Here is a 21,644-nt window from a genome sequence, read left to right as displayed (position 1 = left end):
TAAATTATGAAAACATATTCAATTTCTTATGCCTTTTTGAAGCCCTTGTAAACCAAAAGCGCGGCTGCAAGATCTTCGACTGCCAAACCGGCAGATTTGAATAGCGTGATTTCTTCAGGACTTGTTCTTCCAGGGTGAATTCCTTTGACCAGTTCTACAATATCTGCTTTGACATCTTTCTCGCTAATTATTCCTTCGGCAATTGGGATTGCCAACTCTCCAGTTTCATGTAAAGCTCCTTCACGAGAATCTACAAAAATGGAGCTCTTTCGGATGGCGTCATCATCCGTTTCACGAGTTGTCGGCTTGTGAGAGCCAATCATGTCCAAGTGCGTGCCTGGTTTTATCCATTCGCCCATAATGACGGGAGTAGGAGAAAGGGTTGCGCAAGAAATCAAGTCGGCCTCTCTGGCTGATTCTTCTAAATTTGAAACAGATTCTGCTGGAATTCCCTGTTCCTTCAAACTGCTTACAAACTCTTCCAATTTCTCTTGATTTCGCATCCAAACACTGGCCTTTTTGAAGTTTCTTATTTCTAAATGGGCATGAACTAAATGTTGGGCAACTTTTCCACCACCCACAATCAAAAGGTTTTCGGCATCTTCTCTACAAAGAAAAGAAGCTGCAAGGGCTGATGTGCATGCCGTCCTTCTTGCAGTGAGCTCAGTTGCATTCATCATTGCCAGTGGCTGTCCGGTCTTTGAATTACTTAAGATATACTGAGCAAAAATCGATGGCATATTGGCTTTTGCATTGGCAGGCGCCACAGTCACCTGCTTCATTCCCATGTACTCATTGTTCCAAACCGGCATTAGGATCAAGGTGTTTTCCTCGCCCTCTTCTGTTTTGTAAAAATGATGATGCCTGACAGGCATGGTGAAATCAGATTTAAAAATTGCACTTAAAGCTTCAATTAGGCTTGAATATGAAAGAAGTTCAATGATTTTCTCGTCAGGAATAATCAACATGAGGAATAGTTTGAAAGTTTACAAAGCTTGAATTTCCTCAAAAAACTTTTGGATTTGAAATTGATTAGTGAAAAAGACCTATATGACTAATTTGTTCTAATGATTTGAGTGATTTAAAAAAAATGGGCAAAAAAACGTGCCATGCAATTTCTTGCAGGCACGTTTCTGGTTGAAGGTTGGCTTTATTTTTTTCTGGATCTAAATATTCCAAAGAGACCTAAAACCAAGAAAGTCCCGATTCCAATATAAGAAAGCATTTTGTTGCTAATGGTTTTAGGATCGGTAATTGATTCATCTACAGGTTTGAGAGCAATAGTTTGAGTTTTTTGGATAGGTCCATCCAATTTTATTTCTACAGGATCGAATACACCTGATTGAATGTTCAAGGTAATTTCTCCTAGTTTTTTCTTTTCCAAATCATCGTTTGATTCAGAGATCTGGAAAATCTCAACATCGTGGGTTACCACCTCATGGGTAATTGCATCAAAGTCAAAAACAAAAGGTTCAGTTAGGTCTCCTTTACTTGGGGAGAGTTCAAAATCAATTGTTAAAAACTCAATCACTCCATGGTGTCCACCTTGCTCTCCATCATCTTCTTTGAAAGAATCAATGGAATTAATCTTTACCTCCCAAGTTTGATTAGGACTACTTGCCTGAATATGTTTTTGGAAATATTCCCTGAGAAATGATAGATCTAGATTGTTGCTATCAAGTTCTCTTTTGGTGGCAGTTTCCAATTCATGGACAGGCATGGTTGCGATACCGTAGATCAATTCATTTTTGATTTTTAAATTGACTTTGGTACTAGGTAAAGGGTGGGCAAACATTAAACTGCTTACTAAAAGCATGCAATTTAATAGGATAGCTTTTTTCAATTTAGTTGCCTCCATAGTCATTTCCTTTATCTCTCCATACTGAATGTGGATGTGGATCAGATAAGATAATTCCATTCTGAACACTATATTCGATCCAAACTGATGGGCCGTCAATTCTAACATAATCCCCTACAGTTTCTACCCCTGTCGTACCAGAATATGCCACATAGGTTTCATCTAATTCATCAACATAAGTTTCATAAATCAGTACTGCATCGGCATCGGTGATATCCAAAACGTATGTTTTAATAGCTGTTTTGACTAGCTCTTTTTGAGAATCGGAAAGTGCTGAAACCTTGATCCCAGAATAGGTAGATGGGAAATTATCATCTTCTCCTGGACCTCCAAGGATATCACTCCAAGAACCACTTAGTTTTGCTGTTGCTAATTCCGAATCTGAAAAAGATTGAAGCAATGCAGCAAATGCTTCTTGCTCTTGATTTAATGGTTGATTGCTTTCTCCATCCCAAGTGAAAGTACCAAAAGGTTCAATCCCTCTAAAAGAAGGTGTTCCTGCAACCAATTCGCCATCTGTATAGGTGTTTCCAAAAGCATAGTGATGTCCACCAAACATGACCTCCCAAGTTCCACTTGAAGAAGGCGTTCCTAAAATCGCTAAATAATAGAGGCCTGAGCCATATCCATTTCCTCCAACATTATTTAAGTAATCATCGGCATTTAGTGTTTGCATCATTTCATCATAGCCTTCATTTTCGGTTTCGCCAGAAGCAGCTACCAAAAGAGCTTTTGCTGCTGCCAATTGTGTAGTGGATAAATCTTCCAGGCCAATTCCAGGTCTGGGAACATTTCCCACAGGTAAGTTGGACCATTCTTGAGCTGTGCTCACGCTGTAGGTGAGTTGAGCCTCATCAAGTTGGGAAGAGCTTAATGTCCCTAGGAAGGAATTTGCCAGACATTCTACCAAATCATAGCCTGTATACTCGGTACAGTCAAGAGCTCCAGTGGAACCTGTATCATCATCATCGTCATCATTGGAGACATAGCCGTCAGGCTGCTCACATGCTGAAACGCTTACGTCTGGATTTCCTAATCCATCTCCGTCTGAATCTTGATACCAGGTGGATTCGGTACAAGGCTCATCATCATCCTTGCAGGATGTCAAAGTCAAAATTGGCATCGCTACCAAAATGAAAAGTAAATTTTTGAATATTGCTCTCATATTTGAGTGGTTGTTAGTTGATACTGGTCGTAAATGTATGAACTATAAATTCAATTATTGATATTCTTAACCTAAATTAATTTTATTAACAAAAATTCAATGAAAATCCGATTTCGTCGTAAAAAACATCGATTATATAAGAAGTTAGTTAATTATTGGCGAGAATAAATAGTCTCCGGTTAAAGCCCTTTAACCTATTTTTTTACATTTTCCGCTAGCTCCAAAGCGCATCCCCAAGCAACAGTAAAACCTGCCCCGCCATGTCCGTAATTGTGAAAAACGTTTGGAAACTCTGAATCAAACTCAAACCTGACAGCCGTTCTTTTGGGTCTTAGGCCGACCAGTTCTTCTAGGATGACTGGTTTTTGCTTGACGCCTGATTTTTCGATTCTATTTAAAATCAAATCAGTGTCATTCGGGTCGATGGATTCATTCCAGTCGTTTTCATAGTCCGTCCCACCAACTACTGCGTCATGGGTTCGGTTGATGATGTATCGCAATGCTCCTTTTTGCGTGGGATCTGCGAAAGAAATCGAATCAAATCTCTTACATCTCAATATTTGACCTCGAATCGGGTAAAGTTCTTCGTCTTGACAAAGTTCTTTTGAGCCTAAACCGGTGCAGTTAATAACGATATCATCCAAGTCAGCTAATTCCCGAAGAGAGGAAATTGTTTTGAGTTTAAACTCTCCGCCATTAGCTAAATATTTCTCAAAAAGATAGGGTAGGTATTGTATGGGTTCCACCAGAGGAACTTTCGCGATTAAGGCATTTTCCATTCCTGCAGGGAGTTCCTCCTTACTAGCCTCTCGAACGGTCCCTTTAGGTAATTGCTCTTTCCATTCAGTATTGGATCCGGGTACATAAGCATTGATAAAGGGAATCATGGAAACTCCTGAGGGCTTATTTAAATCATCCAGGTATCTGGTGTAGGATTGGCTAGCCCAAAGGTTGGTTTTCTCCTTGGGGGCTATTTCAAAAGGAAACCAAATAGCTCCCACCTTATGGGAAAGGCTGTTTTGAAAAGCCTCTTTGGAAATGATTTTTACCTGAAAACTGGCCTTCTGCAATGCAATTGCCGAGGTCAATCCGATAATTCCAGAGCCTACCACTGTTGCTGAATTCATGGAGGAATTTAGAAAAGTTACTTTAAAAACCTCTCCATAAATTCTTCTTTAAAAGCTCTTCCGATAGGCAATTGAGTTCCATTATAGAGATAAAGAGTATTCCCACTTACTTTTTCGATTTGATGGATATTTACCACGTATGATTTATGAACCCGAAAGAAATCCCATCCTTCAAGCATTTCTATCCACTTTTTAAGAGTTTCTGAGGATAGGTGTTTTTTATCATTCAGATGAATTTCACAGTAGTCACCATCAGCAGATAGGTATAAAATTTCCTCAAAAGCTATCCGGATATGTTCATATCCGATTTTGATAAAGTGTTCCTTTTTAAGTGGAAGGGATTGAGGGATTGGTTCAGGGTTTTGAGAATTTCTGACTTTTGAAACCGCTTTGAGGAACCTTTCGAAGGAAAAAGGTTTGAGTAAATAATCTGTCACATCCAATTCGTAGCCTTCCAATGCATATTCAGAGTAGGCAGTTGTTAGGATTACTTGAGGTTTTTTCGATAGACTTTTCAAAAATGAAATTCCACTTAGCTTGGGTAAGTTGATATCCAAAAAGATTAAATCCACAGAGTTTTCTTGAAGGTATACCATTGCTTTCAGTGGATCTCCAAAAACCCCCTTCAGATCCAGAGTCCCTAGGTCCTCAATGTATTTTTTCAAAATCCGTTGAGCAGGTGGCTGATCTTCTATAATGATGCAATTCATACTTCTTCTAATTGAATAATTAGGGAAACGCTATAGACATTTTTTGATTTTTGAATAGTCAATTGATGCTTGTCTGGGTACAAAAGAAATAGTCGCTTTTTGACATTTTCGAGACCGATTCCATGGTGGTTATTTTCTTCAAATTCACTTTCCTCAAAATTATTGATACAGGTGAATTCAAATTCTCCCCTTGAATTGACTCTGGCAGAAACTGAAATTTGAATTTCTTCAGATTGTCCAGTTTGGCTGTGTTTGAAAGCATTTTCCACAAAAACATTCAGAATCAATGGAGCGATTTGGTAATGATTGTTGACGTTTTGGATCTTGAAATCTACGGTTCCCCTTTCCTCAATTTGTAACTCATAGAGCTGAATGAAATTTTTGAGATGTTCGATTTCACTAAGTAGGGGAACGGTTTTTTCCCGGCATTCATAGAGCATATAGCGCAGAACTCCACTCAGTCCAAGGATGATTTCTGGAGTTTTGGGAGATTGCTCCACGGCATATGAGTAGAGATTATTTAGGTTATTAAATAGAAAATGGGGATTGATTTGAGAGTTGAGAAAGGATAATTCGCTTTCCTTTACCATGATTTTGAGCTGATCCAGTTCTTTTTGCCTATTGACCGAATCCCATGCAATTTTCATCCCGCACAAAGTAACTAATACGGATAATGACTCTCCCAAACTGAGTATCACACCTTTAAAGTCGGCAATTCTTGTTTCTGGGAAAAAGATTTTATCTAAGAAAAATTCCTCAATAAAAATCACTGCCAGAACAATGAAAAGGAAGGAAATAGCGAATTGCAGATACTTTTTTTTATAAAAGAATTTGGGTAAAAGGACATAGCTAATAAGAACATTAGCAAGAATATAATTGCTAAAAGAAGCTACTTGAAACCAACCCAATTCATAAACCACCTTTCCTCTAACATTGTCAATAGTAAGAAAATAGAAAACCATCAAATGGAGGATGATCTGAAATAACAGTTCCTTTTTGGCGAGTTTATTATGAGTCAATTCTATTTCCATAAAAGAAAGGTAAGAGTCTTAATTCATATTGAATCAGGCTTAGGGTGAACGGCACTTTTTTCCAGATAAACGACCATTCCTGAATCTATTTGTTGTTTGTCTGGAAAGGTCGGTCGTTCACCGAGTTTATTTTTTAAGATAAAGAATCCAAAGCAATTTGACTTCGAAAACAAAACCAGGACCTATGAGACTTTCATTGATATGTATTCTTTTTTTCAGCATTGGGCTGAACACTGCTTTTTCACAAGAAGTGGAAATTACTGGAAAAGTAATTGATGGTAAAAGTCAAGCCCCAATTGAATTCGCTACGGTCAAGCTTTTGGATAAAGTCACAGGGAATATGCTTGCAGGAACGACAACACAGGCCGATGGAACATTGCTTTTGGCTACATCAAGTGAAAACTTTAGTCTAGAGATCAGTTTTATGGGGTTTATAACTCAAGAATTATCTGATTTTGAAGTGATCAATAACAAAGTAGATCTAGGGACAATTGTTTTGGAAGAAGATTCAAAATTGATGGATGAGGTAGTTGTACAAGGTGCAAAATCTACTACTGAGTTCAAGTTGGACAAACGAGTGTTTAATGTTGGACAAGACTTAAGCAGTACCGGTGCAAGTGCCCTTGACGTATTAAATAACATTCCTTCCGTCAATGTGAATATCGAAGGGCAGATCTTACTTAGAGGAACTGGCGGGGTTCAAGTTTTGATCAATGGTAAACCTTCAGTGTTAACCAGTGATGGAGGGAATGCCTTAGGCACAGTAACTGCCGATATGATTGAGCGAGTAGAAGTGATCACCAATCCCTCAGCAAAATACAATGCGGAAGGAACGTCTGGAATTATCAATATCGTTCTGAAAAAAGATGAGAAAAAGGGAATAAATGGATCAGTGACTTTAAATACTGGGGTACCCAATAATCACAGTTTGGGTTTTAGTTTGAATAAACGAACAGACCGATTTAATATCTTCAGTCAGTTAGGTGTGGGATATAGGACTATGCCTGAAGATTTTGAGACAATAAACCGAAATCTTAGCGATGGTACCCGAGTGGAAAATATAGGAGATGCAGAGAAAAATGAGAAGTTCTTTAATTTGATTTTGGGTTCTGACTTCTATATCAATGATAAAAATGTAATTACACTTTCTGGTAATTATGCTTTCGAGGGAGAAACAGAATATTCTACAGGCAATTTCGGGTCTTATAGTGCCGCAAATACCTTGCTTTCAGGCTGGACTAGAAATGAATCTACAATCGCTGATAATCCTAAGTGGCAATATGAATTGCAGTATAAAAGTGATTTTTCAGATAAAGAAGACCACTTTTTATTGATATCTGCAATTGGTAGTTCCTTTGCCAAAGACCAATCTTCAGAATTTGGCAATACACCAACCTTTGGAGAAGGAGCTCAAACCTCCCAACAACAAACCCAAAACGATTTTAGTCAGGCGGAATATACGTTCCAGGCAGATTATACCCGTCCATTTGCTGAAAAATTCACCCTAGAGACAGGAGGACAATATTTTATCAGTAAGGTTAAAAACAACTATTCAATCAGTGATTTGGAAGATGGTATCTGGGTTGTCATTCCCACTCTTTCCAATGATTTTGATTATTCTCAGAATGTCTTGGGGATTTATGGAACGGGCGCATATGAAGGGGATAAATTTGGACTAAAGTTGGGGCTTAGAATGGAAAGTACAGATCTCAGCACCGAGCTCAAGCAAACGGGGGAGTCAAATAATCAGAATTTTACCAATTTATTTCCGACTCTGCATACTTCATACAAGCTTACCAAAGGATTTTCAGTCCAAGGGGGGTATTCCAGAAGAATTTCAAGACCACGATTTTTTGATTTGAACCCTTTCTATAATATCAGAAATACCTACAGTGTCAGAACGGGTAACCCCAACCTACTTCCTGAGTATACAGATAGCTATGAGGTGACTGGAATATTTGATCATGCACTTTTTTCCTTGAGTAGTTCGATTTATCATCGATACATCACCCAAACAGTGGAGGATGTAACTTTCTCTGAAAACGGTATCAATATTACCATGCCGATGAATATTGGGACAAATCAGGTAACTGGTTTGGAAGTCAATGGGAAAGTCACACCAACTCAATGGTGGGGAATCAATGCTGACTTCAATTATAATTACTTCGATAGGTCAGGAACATATGAATCAACTCTTTTTGGTTTTACATCCAGTCAATGGTCCAGCAAATTGACCAATAAGTTTGATCTTCCTGCAGACTTTACCCTAGAGATTGTGGGAGATTACCGATCATCATTTCAGACCTTCCAGAGGACCAACAAGGGGTATGCATTGGCGGATATCGGAATCAGAAAGAAAATTATCAAAGGGAAAGTTATTGCCAACCTAAGTGTCCGAGATGTATTCGCTTCCAGAGTTCAGAAAAATGAGATCGTTTCTACCGATTTCTCTCAATATAGTTATCGATTAAGAGGCCGATTTATAACCTTCGGGGTCAGCTTTGGATTTGGTAAAGGAGAAGCGATGGAGTTTAGTGGTACGAGAAGAAGATTTTAGCAGCTAATTTCTTATCTTTAGGCTATTAGAATCTCTCTATAAATAGTGTCAAAGGACCATTTTAGTCCAAAAGAGCCCCATTTCGATGGAAGGCTCTCTTTTTATTTCCATACATTTTATAGAGAAAATCATGAAATCATTTCAAAAAATAGCCGTCATAGGCGGTACAGGTAAATCAGGAACTTACCTCGTAAAAGAGCTTTCATCACAAGGATACCAAGTAAATCTTCTAATTAGGAATCCTGAAAAAATCCCTGAATCCCATCCAAATCTGTTTCCAATTCTGGGAGATGTGACTTCAGAAAAAGATGTTGAAAAACTGCTTGAAGGTTGCGATGCGGTCCTCAGTACTCTGGGGTTAGGAATTCCTACAAGTGCACCTGATTTATTTGAAATAGCTACAGCCATCATTCTGAAATCAATGAAGTCCCAAGGGGTTGAAAGATACGTGGTGACAACTGGATTGAATGTCAATACTCCTGAAGATCAGAAAAGTGAAAGAAATCTTCAGGCCACAGCTTGGATGGAGCAAACTTTTCCAAAATCTACTCAAAGCAAGCAAAAGGAATATGACCTATTGCTAAAATCGGATCTAAAATGGACTTTGGTTAGGCTTCCTATGATAGATTTGACAGATGAGGAAAGTTCCGTTGGAACCGATTTGAAGGATTGCAAAGGGGAAAAAATCAGTGCTAAGTCTTTGGCTCGTTTTCTGATCGAGCAGCTTCATTCTGATCAGTTTATCCAAGAAGCTCCTTTTTTGTATAATCTTTAAAGGATAGTTTTTTGTCAGTCAGAGCGGGGTCGAATCCTTCAAATTTTGATCCCGCACAATTGTCGGGTCGCTCAAAGCGACAAATTCTTTTTTGGGTTTCAGTATTAAGCTTTTTCAGCCAAAATCCCCAATAACTTATCGAGAGTCTGCTTAAATGAAACTACCTCTTCTTTTGAAATGGATTCATCCTGAAATGAATCAGCAATTTTTTCTGGAATAGAAAGTGCCTTTTCTCTTAGGGATAATCCATTCTCAGTCAAAGTGATCACAACGGACCTTTCATCACTTTTGGAGCGAGTTCTCTGGATCAGATTCTTTTGCTCCATCCGCTTGAGTAGAGGAGTCAAAGTGTTTGATTCCAAAAGCAATTTTTTACCTATCTCATTGACGGACTGTTCTGGATGCTGCCACAAAATCATCAATACCAAATATTGAGGGTAGGTAATATCTAGCTCGTTGAGGAAAGGGGTGTATATCTTGGTAGTCAGCCTTGATGCCGCATACAGCGGAAAGCAAAGCTGATTTTCCAAATATAAACTGGCTAGTTTGTTACTCATTTTATAAGACTTTTTGGATGTATTCCTCCATCTTTTCAGGAGTGGTAACCGGGGCAAATCTTTTTACTGGTTTCCCGTTTTTATCAATGACAAATTTGGTGAAATTCCATTTGATTCTACTTCCCAAGATTCCTCCTTTCAAGTGAGATTTCAAGTATTTGAATATAGGATGGGCGTCTTTCCCATTTACATCAATTTTGTCAAACATCGGAAAGCTCACGCCATAATTTAGCTGGCAGAACTCCTCAATTTCTTTGGAAGAACCAGACTCTTGGTTGGCGAATTGATTACACGGGAATCCTAAAATCACCAAGCCACGATCCTTGTATTTGTTGTATAGGTTTTCCAATCCTTCGTACTGTGGAGTCAAACCACATTTGCTGGCAGTATTGACGACTACCACGGTTTTGCCTTTGAAATCACCCATGGAGGTGTTTTGTCCGTTTAGTTTTTTTGCTTCAAAATCGTAGAAACTCATTGTGTGTTATTTTTTGTGGTTAAATATTTCAACGCCCCTGTAGACCAGAGTGCCCAAAGAATTAGGACGGGTTGAAAAAAGAGGCGGATTAGTCTTTTTTGATCGGTATCCAGTCCAAAAGCATCAATTCCGTTGGTGTATTGAGAGATATTTCCGGGGAAAATCAGGATGTAAAAGATAGCCAAAGCGATCCCCACCTTTATTTTATGCTTGACCAGAAAGATCATGGAAAGTCCAAAAGCAATCTCGACAACACCTGAAGAAAGGACTACAAAATCCATAAAAGCAGGGTCAGAAGGTAGCCATCGGGGTACCTGTGCTAGGAATTCCTCCCTCTGAAATGTCAAATGACCAACTCCAGCAAGGGTCATAAATGCTCCCAATAGAATTCTAAAACCTGATTGAATCCAGTTTGTTTTATTTTTCATATCGCTAGAGATTAAATCGTGAACGATACAAATGTAAATATCAATTTCTTAAAAACAAATTTGTTGATGGATTGAGTGGCTTATCGAGACACCTTACTAGTAATCTGGTTTACTGCTCTGGTTAGCCCAAACATCAAAACCAAGAATATTCCCAAGAATCCCAATAGAAAAGAATAGCCAGATATTGTGGCGATTTTTCCAAAAATATAGGGCATCAATGTGATCCCTACATAAGCGCTGGCCATTTGCATGCCCATAATTGCCTGGCTTTTTTTCTGTCCAAAATTCACGGGAGTTTCATGCAGCAAACTCGGGAAGATTGGAGCGCATCCCAGTCCAATCAATAGAAAGCCAGGAAGGACTAAGAAATCGAAAGGTAAAAACAATGAAATTAATCCAAGAGCGATGACTCCTTGTCCTAAATAGACTAGGTGTCGATTGGTGAAAAAGTGTGTCAGGAAACCTGATAGGAACCTTCCGATTGTAATTCCCAAATAGTAAAGTGAGACAAATCTTGCCGCCTGTTCTGCTTCGAAACCTCTTTCAAATACCAAATAACTGGCTCCCCAGAGTCCAAAGCTAGCTTCTATAGTACAATAGCAAAAGAAGAGTATAAGTGCAGGCTTAAGTCCGGGAGTATTTTTCAGTAAGGACAGATGATCGTGGGACTTTTCTTCAATTTCGTCATAAGGGTTTTTCTTTTTAACCCATAGAGGAATGGAAATCAATAAAATCACAACCAAACAGATCTGAATCCAAGCGATGGTATTATATCCCCTTGACCAGGACTCCCCTTGTGCCAAGTATCCAGCCATGATCATCGGGCCTATTGCAGCTCCCACACCCCAGAAGGAATGCAGCCAATTCATGTGTTTGGCTTTGTAATTCAGTGCTACATAATTATTCAAAGCTGCGTCTACACTTCCTGCGCCTAGACCCAAAGGAATGGCTAAAAAGCAGAGATAAATGAATTGATGAGAATAAGAAAAGCCCATCAATGCAGCGGCAGTCAGAAATACACTGAATGTGGTCACTGAAGGTACTCCGAATTTATCGATGACTTTACCACTAAAAAGACTGGAAACTACCGTGCCGGCCGCCACAATCATGGAGATGATTCCCGCATAATCCAAAGGAACTCCCAAATCATCAAACATGGCTGGCCATGCAGAACCTAAAAGGGAATCAGGCAATCCCAAGCTAATAAATGCCAAATAAATAATGAGGAGGAGAATTCTCTTTTTCAATGGAATAGGGGAAAGGGTAAAACTAAATATATAAACTAAATTTTATTTTACACTTTGGGCCAAGGAAGTAAAAAATTAAAGTACAGGATGGATATCTATTTGAAATTTATTTCTTTTCAAAATGAACAAATCTAAGACCCGGATTATTCTCGCCTGTTTGCTTTTCTTCTTTTCAGCTAAGAATGGATTTTCTCAAACCGAACGTCCCAATATCATTTTTATCCTGACTGATGATCAGCGATGGGATGCTTTGGGATTTGCTGGGAATGATATTATCCAAACTCCCGAAATGGATCGTCTTGCGGAGCAAGGGATTTATTTTGAAAATGCCTTTGTGACAACTCCAATATGTGCGGCAAGTCGTGCAAGTTTGTTGACGGGATTATATGAAAGAACCCATGGCTATACTTTTGGGCAGGGGGATATCAAGCAGGTTTACATGGATGAATCTTATCCAGAAATTCTGAGAGAAAACGGGTATTACACTGGTTTTTTCGGAAAGTTTGGTGTCAATTATCCTGAGTTTGGAAATTTGTTTGATGAAGGAGATAGCTACGATCGAAATGGCAAATTCAAAGATCGAAGAGGGTATTTTTACAAAACTATCGATCAAGATACTGTTCATCTAACTCGCTATACGGGTCATCAAGCTATTGAATTCATTGAAAATTCTCCGAAAGAAAAGCCCTTTATGTTGTCCTTGAGTTTTTCTGCTCCCCATGCCCATGATCCGGCTCCTTTGCAATATTTCTGGGATGAGGAATACGATACAATATATCAAAACATCACGATCCCTGATCCCAAATTGGGAGATGAAAAGTATTTTCTCGAACAACCTGAATACGTCAGAACCGGTGAAAATAGAACTCGTTGGCACTGGCGCTATGAAACTTCAGAAAAGTACCAGCATTCAGTAAAAGGCTATTATAGGATGATTTCTCAGGTAGATGCTGAGATTGGGAAAATCAGGAAAGCTTTGGAAGAGAAGGGTATTGCTGACAACACGGTGATTATCCTGATGGGAGACAATGGCTACTTTTTGGGAGAAAGGCAGCTAGCTGGGAAATGGCTGATGTATGATAATTCTCTTAGAGTTCCTTTGATAGTTTTTGATCCAAGAAAGGAGGGGGGGGTTAGAACGCCAGAGTATGCTTTAAATATTGATGTTCCCTATACCATTTTGGATTTTGCAGGAATCAAAACTCCCAAAACCTGGCAAGGCGAAAGTTTGATTTCTTCCAAATTGGGGAGGAGAAAGGACTTCCTATTTGAGCATTTGTGGCAGGTTGCTATCATTGCCCCCAGTGAGGCGATGAGAACTCACCAATGGAAGTATTTCCGATACATCAATGATCCTAGCCATGAAGAATTATATGATTTAAGCGAGGATCCCTTGGAGGTAACCAATCTTGCATCTAACCCCAATTTTCAATCTATTTTGAAGAAAATGAGAAAGAAAATGGAGAAGAAGTCAAAGATGTTTTTGAAGGCAAAAAAGGGCTAGATTCAAACCTTTTACCAAGGAAAAATATCCTCAAAAGAGATGGAGGGTAAGGAAAACCTTCTGTCTTCTGTCCTCAGTCTTCTAGCTTTTAATTATCGAATCCCTTCGTATTTCTTTAATGCCTTGTTCAAGGTTTTGAATGCCTTTTTACCACTTTTGTCCAGTTCATTATAAATCAGAGGGGATTTCTCTAGCCAGTCTTTTTCAACATTGAAAAATTCTCCTGTGGTGTAAAGCTTGTATTCAGTGTTTTGGGCAAATTCCTTAAGGCTTTCCAGATCACCATTTCTGGTATACCAGCTATAGATCCAGTCTCTAGACTTTCCTTTTTTATCCATAAGCTGAGGATAAAAACTTACCCCGTCCAAAGAAAGGTTTTTAGGGGCTTTTACCCCAGCAACATCCAATAGAGTAGGGAGGAAGTCACTAAAATCGACTAGGTCATTACTTTGGGTGCCAGGTGCGATGTGACCATCCCATTTGACAACTAGAGGAACATGCATTCCATTTTCAGTGGTATATTTTTTTCCTCCAGGATATTCTGCTCCGCGATACATAGAAACTACCGGCTCGTCCGTTCCATTATCTCCCGTGAATATGATTATCGTATCCTCGCTCAATCCTAATTCATCAACTTTCGCTATGATTTTCCCGACGATTTTGTCCATATAAGCTACCATGTCTCCAAAATATTGAGGGTCGCCTTTGTAGGTTGGAGAACCTGGGCTAGTAGGATCCCAGTCTTTTGAGTCCGGTGTCGGCACAAAAGGGCAATGGGTAATAATCATCGGGTAATAGGCGAAAAAGGGCTGATCCTGGTTTTTCTCAATAAAATCAATCAAGAAATCACTGGTGATATCCGTGGAAAATTGGCCGCCATCAAAATGCTTGGCAACTCCATTGATTTCTAAAACAGGATTGGAATAGCGGGTGTCATTTCCATCCTTATCAGTTGCTCCTAGCATGTGTTGCCAAAGACATGATTCATCAAAGCCAAAGTGCTGAGGGGAGTCTTTTTCTTTTCCAAGCTGCCATTTTCCGGCGATGGCTGTTTTGTATCCAGCATCTTTCAAAAGGTTGGCAAAAGTGGTCTGATCTCTATTCAGCTGACCAAATACTGTATAGTTTCTCACATTGTATTGCCCTGTCATCAATTGCACCCTAGAAGGTGTACAAAGCGGTTGGGCATAGGTATTTTCGAATTGAGCTCCTTCTGCAGCCATCGCATCGATAAATGGAGTAGAGTAGGAGGTTCCCCCATAAGAATTGATAGTTTCTACTCCTAGATCATCAGCCATAATTAGGATAATATTAGGTTTCCTTTCCTGAGAAAAAGCTGAATTAATAAGTGCTAAAAAGCAGATAAGGAAAGAGCTGATGCGAGTAATACGGAATCCTGAATTCATGCAATAAAACTATTAAAATTAGGCCTATTACCCTAATAATTTTGATAGAACCAATTTCCCTTTGTGTTATTATTTTTTATTCTTCCTGGGCTAAAACCCTGATATCTTTAATTTCCAATACCTGCTTTGGATATCCATTGAGTACAGCGTTGATCATCGCTTTTCCAATATCTCCAATGGAAAGAACAAGTTTTGGGGTGAAGAACTTCATGATTTTTGCAATTCCTACGTATGCTCTTTTAGAGTTCTTTTGACCCTCAACTGGAAGCATTACTCCAGGACGGAAATTGTATTGTCCTTTAAAACCTAATCTCATCAGGTTATTTTCTGTTTTTCCTTTCACTCTGGCCCACATCACCCGTCCTTTTTCACTTGAGTCTGTAGCTTGACCGGAAACAAAGTTGAATACCATGTCCTGATTTTTATCCACAAGAGTCTTGGCAAATGCTAAAGTGGTATCGTAAGTGATTCGGACATAATCTTCCTCTTTCATCCCCACAGAGCTGATTCCTGCACAGAAGAAACATGCATCATAGCCTATCAGTTGCTCCGAAAAATCCTTGATCTTTAGAAAGTCAGGAACAATTAATTCTGATAGTTTTGGATGAGATTTTTGAATGGATCGACGGCCTACCACCAAGACTTGAGAAACATGTTCATTCTCAAGACATTCCATTAATACGCCTTCTCCTACCATTCCAGTGGCTCCTGTAAGTATAACTTTCATAGGGATTACTTTTCTTAACTATTCTCTACCTGTATTTGTCATTTAAGCCTTTTCCCTCCAAAATCATGGGAATGATCTTTTCTAATCGGCTTAGCTTTGTGGCCTCTCTTTTTGCCTCTGTGATGTACTCGATATACTCCTTTTGCTTGAAAGGAGTCAAAGATTCAAAAGCCTCTTTTAGTTTGTTGTCTGCTTGAAGTTTTTCATCCAATTGTTCCGGAATCTCCATTTCAGACCCTTTTTCAGCCTTCCAGGATTTTCCATCCTTTTCATTTTGAATAGCCTCGTGGAGGTATTCCAAGATTTTGATCTCATCTATTTCTTCCATGGATTCAAATCTCCATTGACGCATGGCTTTGGTTTTGCCTTCCTGAGCATTAATTAAAACTCCATATGGGTCAGAAAGGAAAACTCCATTGTAAAACCAGATTCCAAAATGATTTTTCATCCCAGCATAACCGACCACGTTTTTTCCATTGATCGTAAAGACCGGCATTCCCCATTTGACAGTTTTTACCAATTCAGTTTTGGAAATAATTTCATTGAGTCGGCTTAGGGCCTCCGGCCAGTTGTCTACTTTGGTCATTTTTAGACGGGTTTGGAAAGTAAGTTAGAAAAAAAATAACCCTACCGAAACTAAGTGCTTGGTAGGGTTGAAGATTCAAGCAGAAAGTCGATTAAAACCCTAATCCCAAATCCGTATTCGGATATTTTTTCATGGTTGCCAGATGTCTTTTTTGGAAAGCAATTACTGCTGGCATTCCCCATTCAAAGTAGCGATGCCCTTCACTGCTCATTTCCTTTGGATCTACATTCAGATTGAATACCCAAGGAGCAGTTCCGACTCGGGTTAGAGTCGTCATATCCAGATTTCTTCGAGGAGCCTTCGTTTCAAAAATTTGGAAGTGAATCTTATAGTCTTTCCATCTCACAGCACAGAAATCGGTGCTATTCCATAGGAAAATAGCCTGTCTTTTCGAATGTCCATTTTCAGTTAATAGGTAAGCAGTCTGATCAATCCCGTCAAAATATAAATTGGATGGTAGCTGATCCATTACTCCCCCAAGTCGCAATGAAATCATGTACAAATCTGTCAAATCAATCAATTCATTGGTTTCCTGACCTGGTTCGATCATTCCTTTCCAATAGGCAATTCCTGGAACTCTTACACCGCCTTCCCAAGTCGTTCCTTTTCCACCTCTCCAAGGGTGATATCCAGAATCTGGGAATACATCTTCATTGGCACCATTGTCAGAAGTAAAGAATACCAAAGTGTTTTCCAGCTGACCGGAAGCTTCCAAGACATCCATGATTTCTCCAATGATAGCATCCATTTCAACGATGGCATCTTTTACAGGCATGGCTGCAGGACTTTTGCCGATGAAATCTTTCCCGGAGTAAGTGTCATTGTGAATGGCAGTGAATGAATGCACTAAAAAGAATGGGTTTTCGCCTGCATTTTCATTGATGAATTTGATTGATTCATCTTTCAACTTTTCATCCACCATTCTCATGTCATCCAAATTGTTGATTTCGAAACCAACTTCTCTTGGACCACCTTTATGCCCCATGATCAAGCCCTCAGGACGCATTTGGAAAGCTTTGTCATGAAGATCCTTGTTTCGGATCATATCGGCATATTGTCTGTCCACCAAGTATTGTGTGTAATCGGATTGCACAGCTGGAAGACCGTAGAAATAATCAAAACCAACCTCATGAGGAAGCATGTCTTCACCCTCCCCAATGTGCCATTTTCCGATTAAAGCGGATTTGTACCCAGCATTTGCCAATAGTTTGGCTTGGGAAACTTCGATCTTCCAAGGGTTCGTGGAAACTTTGTCACCACTCAATAAAGGTCTTGTTAATCCGCTGCGGATTGGAAGTCGTCCAGTAATTAATGCTGCACGAGAAGAGGTGCAAGTCGGGGTGGAATAGAAGGATTTGAATTGTTTTCCTTCTCGAGCTAGCTTATCTACATGAGGAGTAGGAGCGCCTACTGCCACCCCTCCACCATTGACTCCGATATCTCCCCAGCCAAGATCATCTACCAAGAAGATCAAAATATTGGGTTTGGATCCGGTACGGCTTTCCAAAGAAGCCAATTTCTTTTCAGCAATACTTTCCTGTAAAGGTCTTGGGATCACTGGCTCCAAATTGTCTTTGACAACTACAGTTTCGTCGAAAACACTAATTTTTTCCTGGGCTGCTAAATTTCCGACCAATGAGATCAAAAAGAACAAGCCTAAAATTTGATGTTTCATAGTAATTAAAATTTTGGATTGGTTCTGAAAAAGGGTTTAAAAATCAAACACTTGGCTTATATAAGTGTTTTAAATTACTAATAATAAATTCTTCATTAAAGAACGGGAATTCTAAAAAAGCAATACTATTCAAATGGTAATTCTAGGTATTTATATACTGAATTAATCGTTATTTATTACTCCTTTAGTTTCTTTAAAATTCTAGAAAATGAATTCGGTGTAATGCCTAAAAACTGAGCTAAATGTTTCTTTTGAACATGAGGAAATAATAGTGGTCTTGTGGCAACTAAATTCTTATATCTTTCCTCTGCATTTTCTATAGTCAATAACTTAATTCTTTCTAAAAAAGACGTCATGATTACCAAGATAGCATCATGATAGAACTCAAAAAGATGTGGGTTTTGGGTGGCGGATTTCAGTAGTTTTTCATGGTCTATCTTTATGAGGGTGACATCAGAGACAGCCTCAAATATGTGAGAACTAGGCTTTGTTTCTTTGCTCAGAAGCTTTTCTGGAGTAATAAACCATTGGTCGTCATGGATAAAGAAAAGATTATGCTCGTCCACATTAGCAGTATATTGACTTCCTCTAACGACTCCATTTAATACATGAAAAAAGTATGGGCAATAGCGTCCGTAATCAATGATTATTTCACCTTTTGAATATTGAACAACTTCAGCAAATCCAGAAAGTTCTAAAAGATCATTCGTAGTTAGGTAAGGGGATTTCTTTTGAAGTCTCTCCACAGTAAACTCTGTTTTTTACAAAATTATCAAAATGAAACAACCCAAAGTATTCAAATTGTAATTAATGAGTTGTCCTTAGTTAATTAAAAACATTCATTTTATGAAACTGACTTTCTTTAATTGAGGTTTTATGATTTAATCTCGGATTTTCATTTTGAATAATAATATAAGATATGATTTCATTAAAAGGAAAAATAGCCATTATCACTGGGGGAAGTCGTGGTTTGGGTAAAGCTATCGCAACACTTTTAGCTCAAGAGGGTGTAAATATTGGTATAACAGGTAGAAATGAAGCAAACCTTAGGTCAGCAGTTGAGGAGCTTAAAGGATTGGGAGTAAAAGCTGCTTATGCTGCATTTGATATTTCAAGTGAAGCTGCAGTAAAATCTGGAATCGATGCTTTGGTAGCTGAGTTGGGTGGAGTAGATATTTTGGTGAACAATGCTGGTATCGGAAAGATGGGAACTCTGGAGGCCATGTCTTCTGAGGATTGGCAAGAAGTAATCCAGACGAATTTGTTTGGGGTGTATTATGCAGCGATGGCTGTGTATCCTTATTTGAAAGAAAAAGGAGAAGGTGATATCGTCAATGTATCCTCTACTGCCGGACTGAAAGGTGGGGCTCATATGTCTGCTTATGCAGCTTCCAAAGCTGCAGTGATTTCACTTTCCCAGTCTATGATGGCCGAGTGGAGGAAGCAAAATATCCGTGTGATCACTTTGACTCCAAGTACCATCGCTTCTGATATGAGTATCCAAGCTGGCTTGACAGATGGAAATCCAGAAAAGGTTCTTCAGCCGGAAGACTTTGCAGAGTGGGTGAGAGATATCCTAAAAATGAACCGTCGTGCATTGATTGCCAATGGTTCTATTTTCTCGACCAATCCTTGATTAAAATTATAAAGGGACAGCTAATTAGTAGTTGTCTCTTTTTTTTAAGCTTTGGCCTATTGCTTAGGAGTTGGGATGAATCGAAATAAAGGAGCAGGCCTATCCTGCAGAATTATTCATATAATAATTGATGCAGTGGAGTATAGTCAATAGGAGTAGCTCCTTTTGTTCAAAACCTTCAAATTTTTCGCTTGTTTCAATGTCAAAATCAAAGGTTAGATTTTTCCATTTGAAGTTAGCCTGAGCTACCAAAAGCTCTTCTTGGTCGGTATCGAGCAAGACATATTGATTGCTCAAAAGACCTTTGAGTTTTAATAAATAGGTTTTCTCATTTCCTTCAAAAAATGTGTTGATGAGAATTCCTTTCCAGCCCATTTTAAACTCCAGAAGAGATTGCCTCCCATCAGTTAGTTCGATTTTTGAGTCCCAAAATCCTTTGGGTTCCAATTTGTATTTCTCTCTGCCGGATAGCTTAATCTCAGCTTTGAATGAATACCATTTTTCATATGCCAGATCACCGATTTTTCGAGAATCTTCGGTTAAGCTGAAATTCCAGGTGTTTTTTGCGTTGGCTTTATAATTTCCCATTTATCCTGATTTGGTATTTGTCCTTGTAAAATATCATTTTGAACCAACATGTCCCAAAATAAAAAGGCCGCTCTTTTCAGAACGGCCCTTCTAAAAAAAACTAGCTGGTAATTAGTTTACGTCCCAGAATAGTTTCACATCTAGGTCATCTCCTCCGATTGCTGCAGCTGCTTCAGTATAGCTTTCGCCATTTGAAGTTTGTTCTGCAACAGGGTAGGTATATCTTACAGGGAATGGTCCTCCTGGATTTGGTGGTACATTATATACTGGATAGTCAAATCTTCTATAATCTCCCCAAGCTTCAAAGCCTCTGTTGAACATGGCAATGTACTTTTGACGAGCGATTTTTTGAAGATCAGTGCTGCCAATTGCAGTTGCGTAGGCCACATCTGGATCAGCGATGTAAAGATCAGCATCAGCCTCAGCTACACCCCAATAATCCATGGAAGCTCTGATTCCATTTTCATAGTGCTCAGCAATAGTTCCTGCAACTGTAAATCCTTTTGCAAGAGCTTCAGCCAAAAGAAATTCCACCTCTGTATAGTCAATAAGGATTCCAGGCCAAGTTGCAGAAGTTACTTTTGCACCTGCTTTAGAGAAATTGACATAAGCATTACTTGTTCCGTAAGTTCCTCCTGAGTATCCACCAAAGTTATCAAGTGTGTAGTACTCTGGAATACGTGGATCATCCACAGCAGGCTCCTGCATGATATCCATCATGGTATTGGAAGCTACATAATCCTCACGACCACTCTGGATCAAACCTACCCAAATAGGGTTTGTGTTTGGAGTGGTGCTTAGGTATTGAAGCTGTGCAATTTCAGCATTTGAAGTAATCAAATCTGATGCGCTGATACTTTCCACAATGCTCTTTGCCAAGCTTGGGTTTGAATCAGAAATAAACATCCCCATTCTTAACTTCAATGAGTTTGCAAATTTGATCCAAAGGGTGATATCATCTCCAAACAATAAGTCCGAAGCTCCGAAACCCAAATCTCCACCATTGTCAACATCTGGATCTAGATCAGCAATAGCTGCATCCAATCTGTCCAATAGATCATAAAAAACTTCCTCTCCATCATCGTAAGCTGGAGTCAAGTTGTCTGGATCCAATGCTTCCGCCTTTAAGCTGGTGTTTAGAGCTCCAGAATAAGGGATGTCTCCATAAGTTGTTACTAACAGAGAATAGGTAAACACCTCCATGATCTCAATCTGAGCCATTTTGTTTTGGTCTACCCCTGCGTAAAATGAAGGATTGTCGGTTAATATCTTTTTAGCTTCCTTATAATCAATCAATACTGATTGGTATAAAGATGACCAAAAGCCACTTCCTACGTCTGTCAAAGTATAATTACTGGTCGTGAAATAGGTGGTTTGTGCAAACTGCTGAGACCAAATCTTGAAGTTCATTCCATAAGTGACCTGATCCACCACATTTCTAGAAGCATTTGCGAAAAATGGTCCTTCTGGAACTAGGCCAGACTGATATGCTTTAGGATTGACGTTCAATGACGTAAGATCATCCACACATGCTGTTGCCATTAATACGGAAGCAGCGAGAATTGTCTTTGAAATATATTTTTTCATGT

Annotated in this window: 21 protein-coding genes; 4 read left to right on the top strand and 17 right to left on the bottom strand. The window is 39.1% G+C overall.

Annotation, left to right across the window (positions count from 1 at the left end; all coding sequences use genetic code 11):
- Positions 1-26: 26 nt before the first annotated feature.
- The 6 genes from lhpI to BUF13_RS13345 all read right to left on the bottom strand — a co-directional run bounded on the left by lhpI (position 27) and on the right by BUF13_RS13345 (position 5,891).
- Positions 27-968, bottom strand: a complete 942-nt coding sequence (gene lhpI, locus BUF13_RS13370; RefSeq protein WP_073572292.1) for a bifunctional Delta(1)-pyrroline-2-carboxylate/Delta(1)-piperideine-2-carboxylate reductase — start codon at positions 966-968, stop codon at positions 27-29.
- Positions 969-1,150: 182 nt separating this feature from the next.
- The gene (locus BUF13_RS13365; RefSeq protein WP_134204466.1) at positions 1,151-1,816 is read right to left on the bottom strand and encodes a hypothetical protein; all 666 of its coding nucleotides are present in this window, start codon (positions 1,814-1,816) and stop codon (positions 1,151-1,153) included.
- 28 nt (positions 1,817-1,844) lie between these two features.
- Positions 1,845-3,023: a DUF3500 domain-containing protein gene (locus BUF13_RS13360; protein ID WP_083586455.1), complete on the bottom strand. Its 1,179-nt coding sequence runs from the start codon at positions 3,021-3,023 to the stop codon at positions 1,845-1,847.
- Positions 3,024-3,217: 194 nt separating this feature from the next.
- Positions 3,218-4,150, bottom strand: coding sequence for an FAD-dependent oxidoreductase (locus BUF13_RS13355; RefSeq protein ID WP_073572290.1), 933 nt, complete (start codon positions 4,148-4,150; stop codon positions 3,218-3,220).
- 17 nt (positions 4,151-4,167) lie between these two features.
- A complete protein-coding gene (locus BUF13_RS13350) occupies positions 4,168-4,860 on the bottom strand; it encodes a LytR/AlgR family response regulator transcription factor (RefSeq protein ID WP_073572289.1) in 693 nt (230 codons plus the stop codon).
- Complete coding sequence (locus BUF13_RS13345; protein ID WP_073572288.1) at positions 4,857-5,891, bottom strand: sensor histidine kinase; 1,035 nt, start codon at positions 5,889-5,891, stop codon at positions 4,857-4,859. Before BUF13_RS13345 ends, BUF13_RS13350 begins: the two co-directional genes overlap by 4 nt.
- Before the next feature lie 184 nt (positions 5,892-6,075).
- Here BUF13_RS13345 and BUF13_RS13340 point away from each other — a divergent pair, with 184 nt between their 5' ends.
- Both BUF13_RS13340 and BUF13_RS13335 read left to right on the top strand, forming a co-directional pair.
- Complete coding sequence (locus tag BUF13_RS13340) at positions 6,076-8,448, top strand: TonB-dependent receptor (RefSeq protein ID WP_073572287.1); 2,373 nt, start codon at positions 6,076-6,078, stop codon at positions 8,446-8,448.
- 130 nt (positions 8,449-8,578) lie between these two features.
- Positions 8,579-9,223, top strand: a complete 645-nt coding sequence (locus tag BUF13_RS13335) for an NAD(P)-dependent oxidoreductase (protein WP_073572476.1) — start codon at positions 8,579-8,581, stop codon at positions 9,221-9,223.
- 104 nt (positions 9,224-9,327) lie between these two features.
- On the opposite strand, the gene BUF13_RS13330 is transcribed toward BUF13_RS13335, so the two are convergent.
- From BUF13_RS13330 to BUF13_RS13315, 4 genes are all read right to left on the bottom strand, one after another.
- Positions 9,328-9,780 carry a MarR family winged helix-turn-helix transcriptional regulator gene (locus BUF13_RS13330; RefSeq protein ID WP_073572286.1) on the bottom strand — a complete coding sequence of 151 codons (453 nt, stop codon included), beginning with the start codon at positions 9,778-9,780 and terminating at the stop codon, positions 9,328-9,330.
- Position 9,781: 1 nt separating this feature from the next.
- On the bottom strand, positions 9,782-10,258 hold the full coding sequence (locus BUF13_RS13325) for a glutathione peroxidase (protein ID WP_073572285.1): 477 nt from the start codon (positions 10,256-10,258) through the stop codon (positions 9,782-9,784).
- Complete coding sequence (locus BUF13_RS13320) at positions 10,255-10,686, bottom strand: DoxX family protein (RefSeq protein ID WP_073572284.1); 432 nt, start codon at positions 10,684-10,686, stop codon at positions 10,255-10,257. The genes BUF13_RS13325 and BUF13_RS13320 overlap by 4 nt, the downstream gene beginning before the upstream one ends.
- Before the next feature lie 80 nt (positions 10,687-10,766).
- Entirely contained in the window at positions 10,767-11,933 is a 1,167-nt protein-coding gene (locus tag BUF13_RS13315; RefSeq protein WP_073572283.1) for an MFS transporter, read from the bottom strand.
- Positions 11,934-12,054: 121 nt separating this feature from the next.
- On the opposite strand from BUF13_RS13315, the gene BUF13_RS13310 reads away from it, so the two are divergent.
- Positions 12,055-13,437, top strand: coding sequence for a sulfatase family protein (locus tag BUF13_RS13310; RefSeq protein ID WP_073572282.1), 1,383 nt, complete (start codon positions 12,055-12,057; stop codon positions 13,435-13,437).
- A 92-nt stretch (positions 13,438-13,529) separates the two neighbouring features.
- Here BUF13_RS13310 and BUF13_RS13305 read toward each other — a convergent pair whose 3' ends face one another.
- The 5 genes from BUF13_RS13305 to BUF13_RS13285 form a co-directional block, all read right to left on the bottom strand.
- Complete coding sequence (locus BUF13_RS13305) at positions 13,530-14,843, bottom strand: sulfatase family protein (protein WP_083586454.1); 1,314 nt, start codon at positions 14,841-14,843, stop codon at positions 13,530-13,532.
- 76 nt (positions 14,844-14,919) lie between these two features.
- Entirely contained in the window at positions 14,920-15,570 is a 651-nt protein-coding gene (locus BUF13_RS13300; protein WP_073572281.1) for an NAD-dependent epimerase/dehydratase family protein, read from the bottom strand.
- A gap of 25 nt (positions 15,571-15,595) precedes the next feature.
- Entirely contained in the window at positions 15,596-16,156 is a 561-nt protein-coding gene (locus BUF13_RS13295) for a YdeI/OmpD-associated family protein (protein WP_073572280.1), read from the bottom strand.
- Positions 16,157-16,247: 91 nt separating this feature from the next.
- Entirely contained in the window at positions 16,248-17,831 is a 1,584-nt protein-coding gene (locus BUF13_RS13290) for a sulfatase-like hydrolase/transferase (protein WP_073572279.1), read from the bottom strand.
- Between the two features lie 176 nt (positions 17,832-18,007).
- Positions 18,008-18,577 (bottom strand): Crp/Fnr family transcriptional regulator, encoded by a 570-nt coding sequence (locus BUF13_RS13285; protein ID WP_073572278.1) that lies wholly within the window; start codon positions 18,575-18,577, stop codon positions 18,008-18,010.
- A gap of 173 nt (positions 18,578-18,750) precedes the next feature.
- Here BUF13_RS13285 and BUF13_RS13280 point away from each other — a divergent pair, with 173 nt between their 5' ends.
- A complete protein-coding gene (locus BUF13_RS13280; protein ID WP_073572277.1) occupies positions 18,751-19,467 on the top strand; it encodes a 3-ketoacyl-ACP reductase in 717 nt (238 codons plus the stop codon).
- A gap of 99 nt (positions 19,468-19,566) precedes the next feature.
- On the opposite strand, the gene BUF13_RS13275 is transcribed toward BUF13_RS13280, so the two are convergent.
- Both BUF13_RS13275 and BUF13_RS13270 read right to left on the bottom strand, forming a co-directional pair.
- Complete coding sequence (locus BUF13_RS13275) at positions 19,567-20,055, bottom strand: hypothetical protein (RefSeq protein WP_073572276.1); 489 nt, start codon at positions 20,053-20,055, stop codon at positions 19,567-19,569.
- 111 nt (positions 20,056-20,166) lie between these two features.
- A complete protein-coding gene (locus tag BUF13_RS13270) occupies positions 20,167-21,642 on the bottom strand; it encodes a SusD/RagB family nutrient-binding outer membrane lipoprotein (protein WP_073572275.1) in 1,476 nt (491 codons plus the stop codon).
- Between the last annotated feature and the right edge of the window lie 2 nt (positions 21,643-21,644).

The sequence above is a fragment of the Algoriphagus zhangzhouensis genome (genome assembly GCF_900148515.1).
GTDB classification, from domain to species: Bacteria; Bacteroidota; Bacteroidia; order Cytophagales; family Cyclobacteriaceae; genus Algoriphagus; species Algoriphagus zhangzhouensis.
This window is presented reverse-complemented; position numbering and strand designations above follow the sequence as displayed.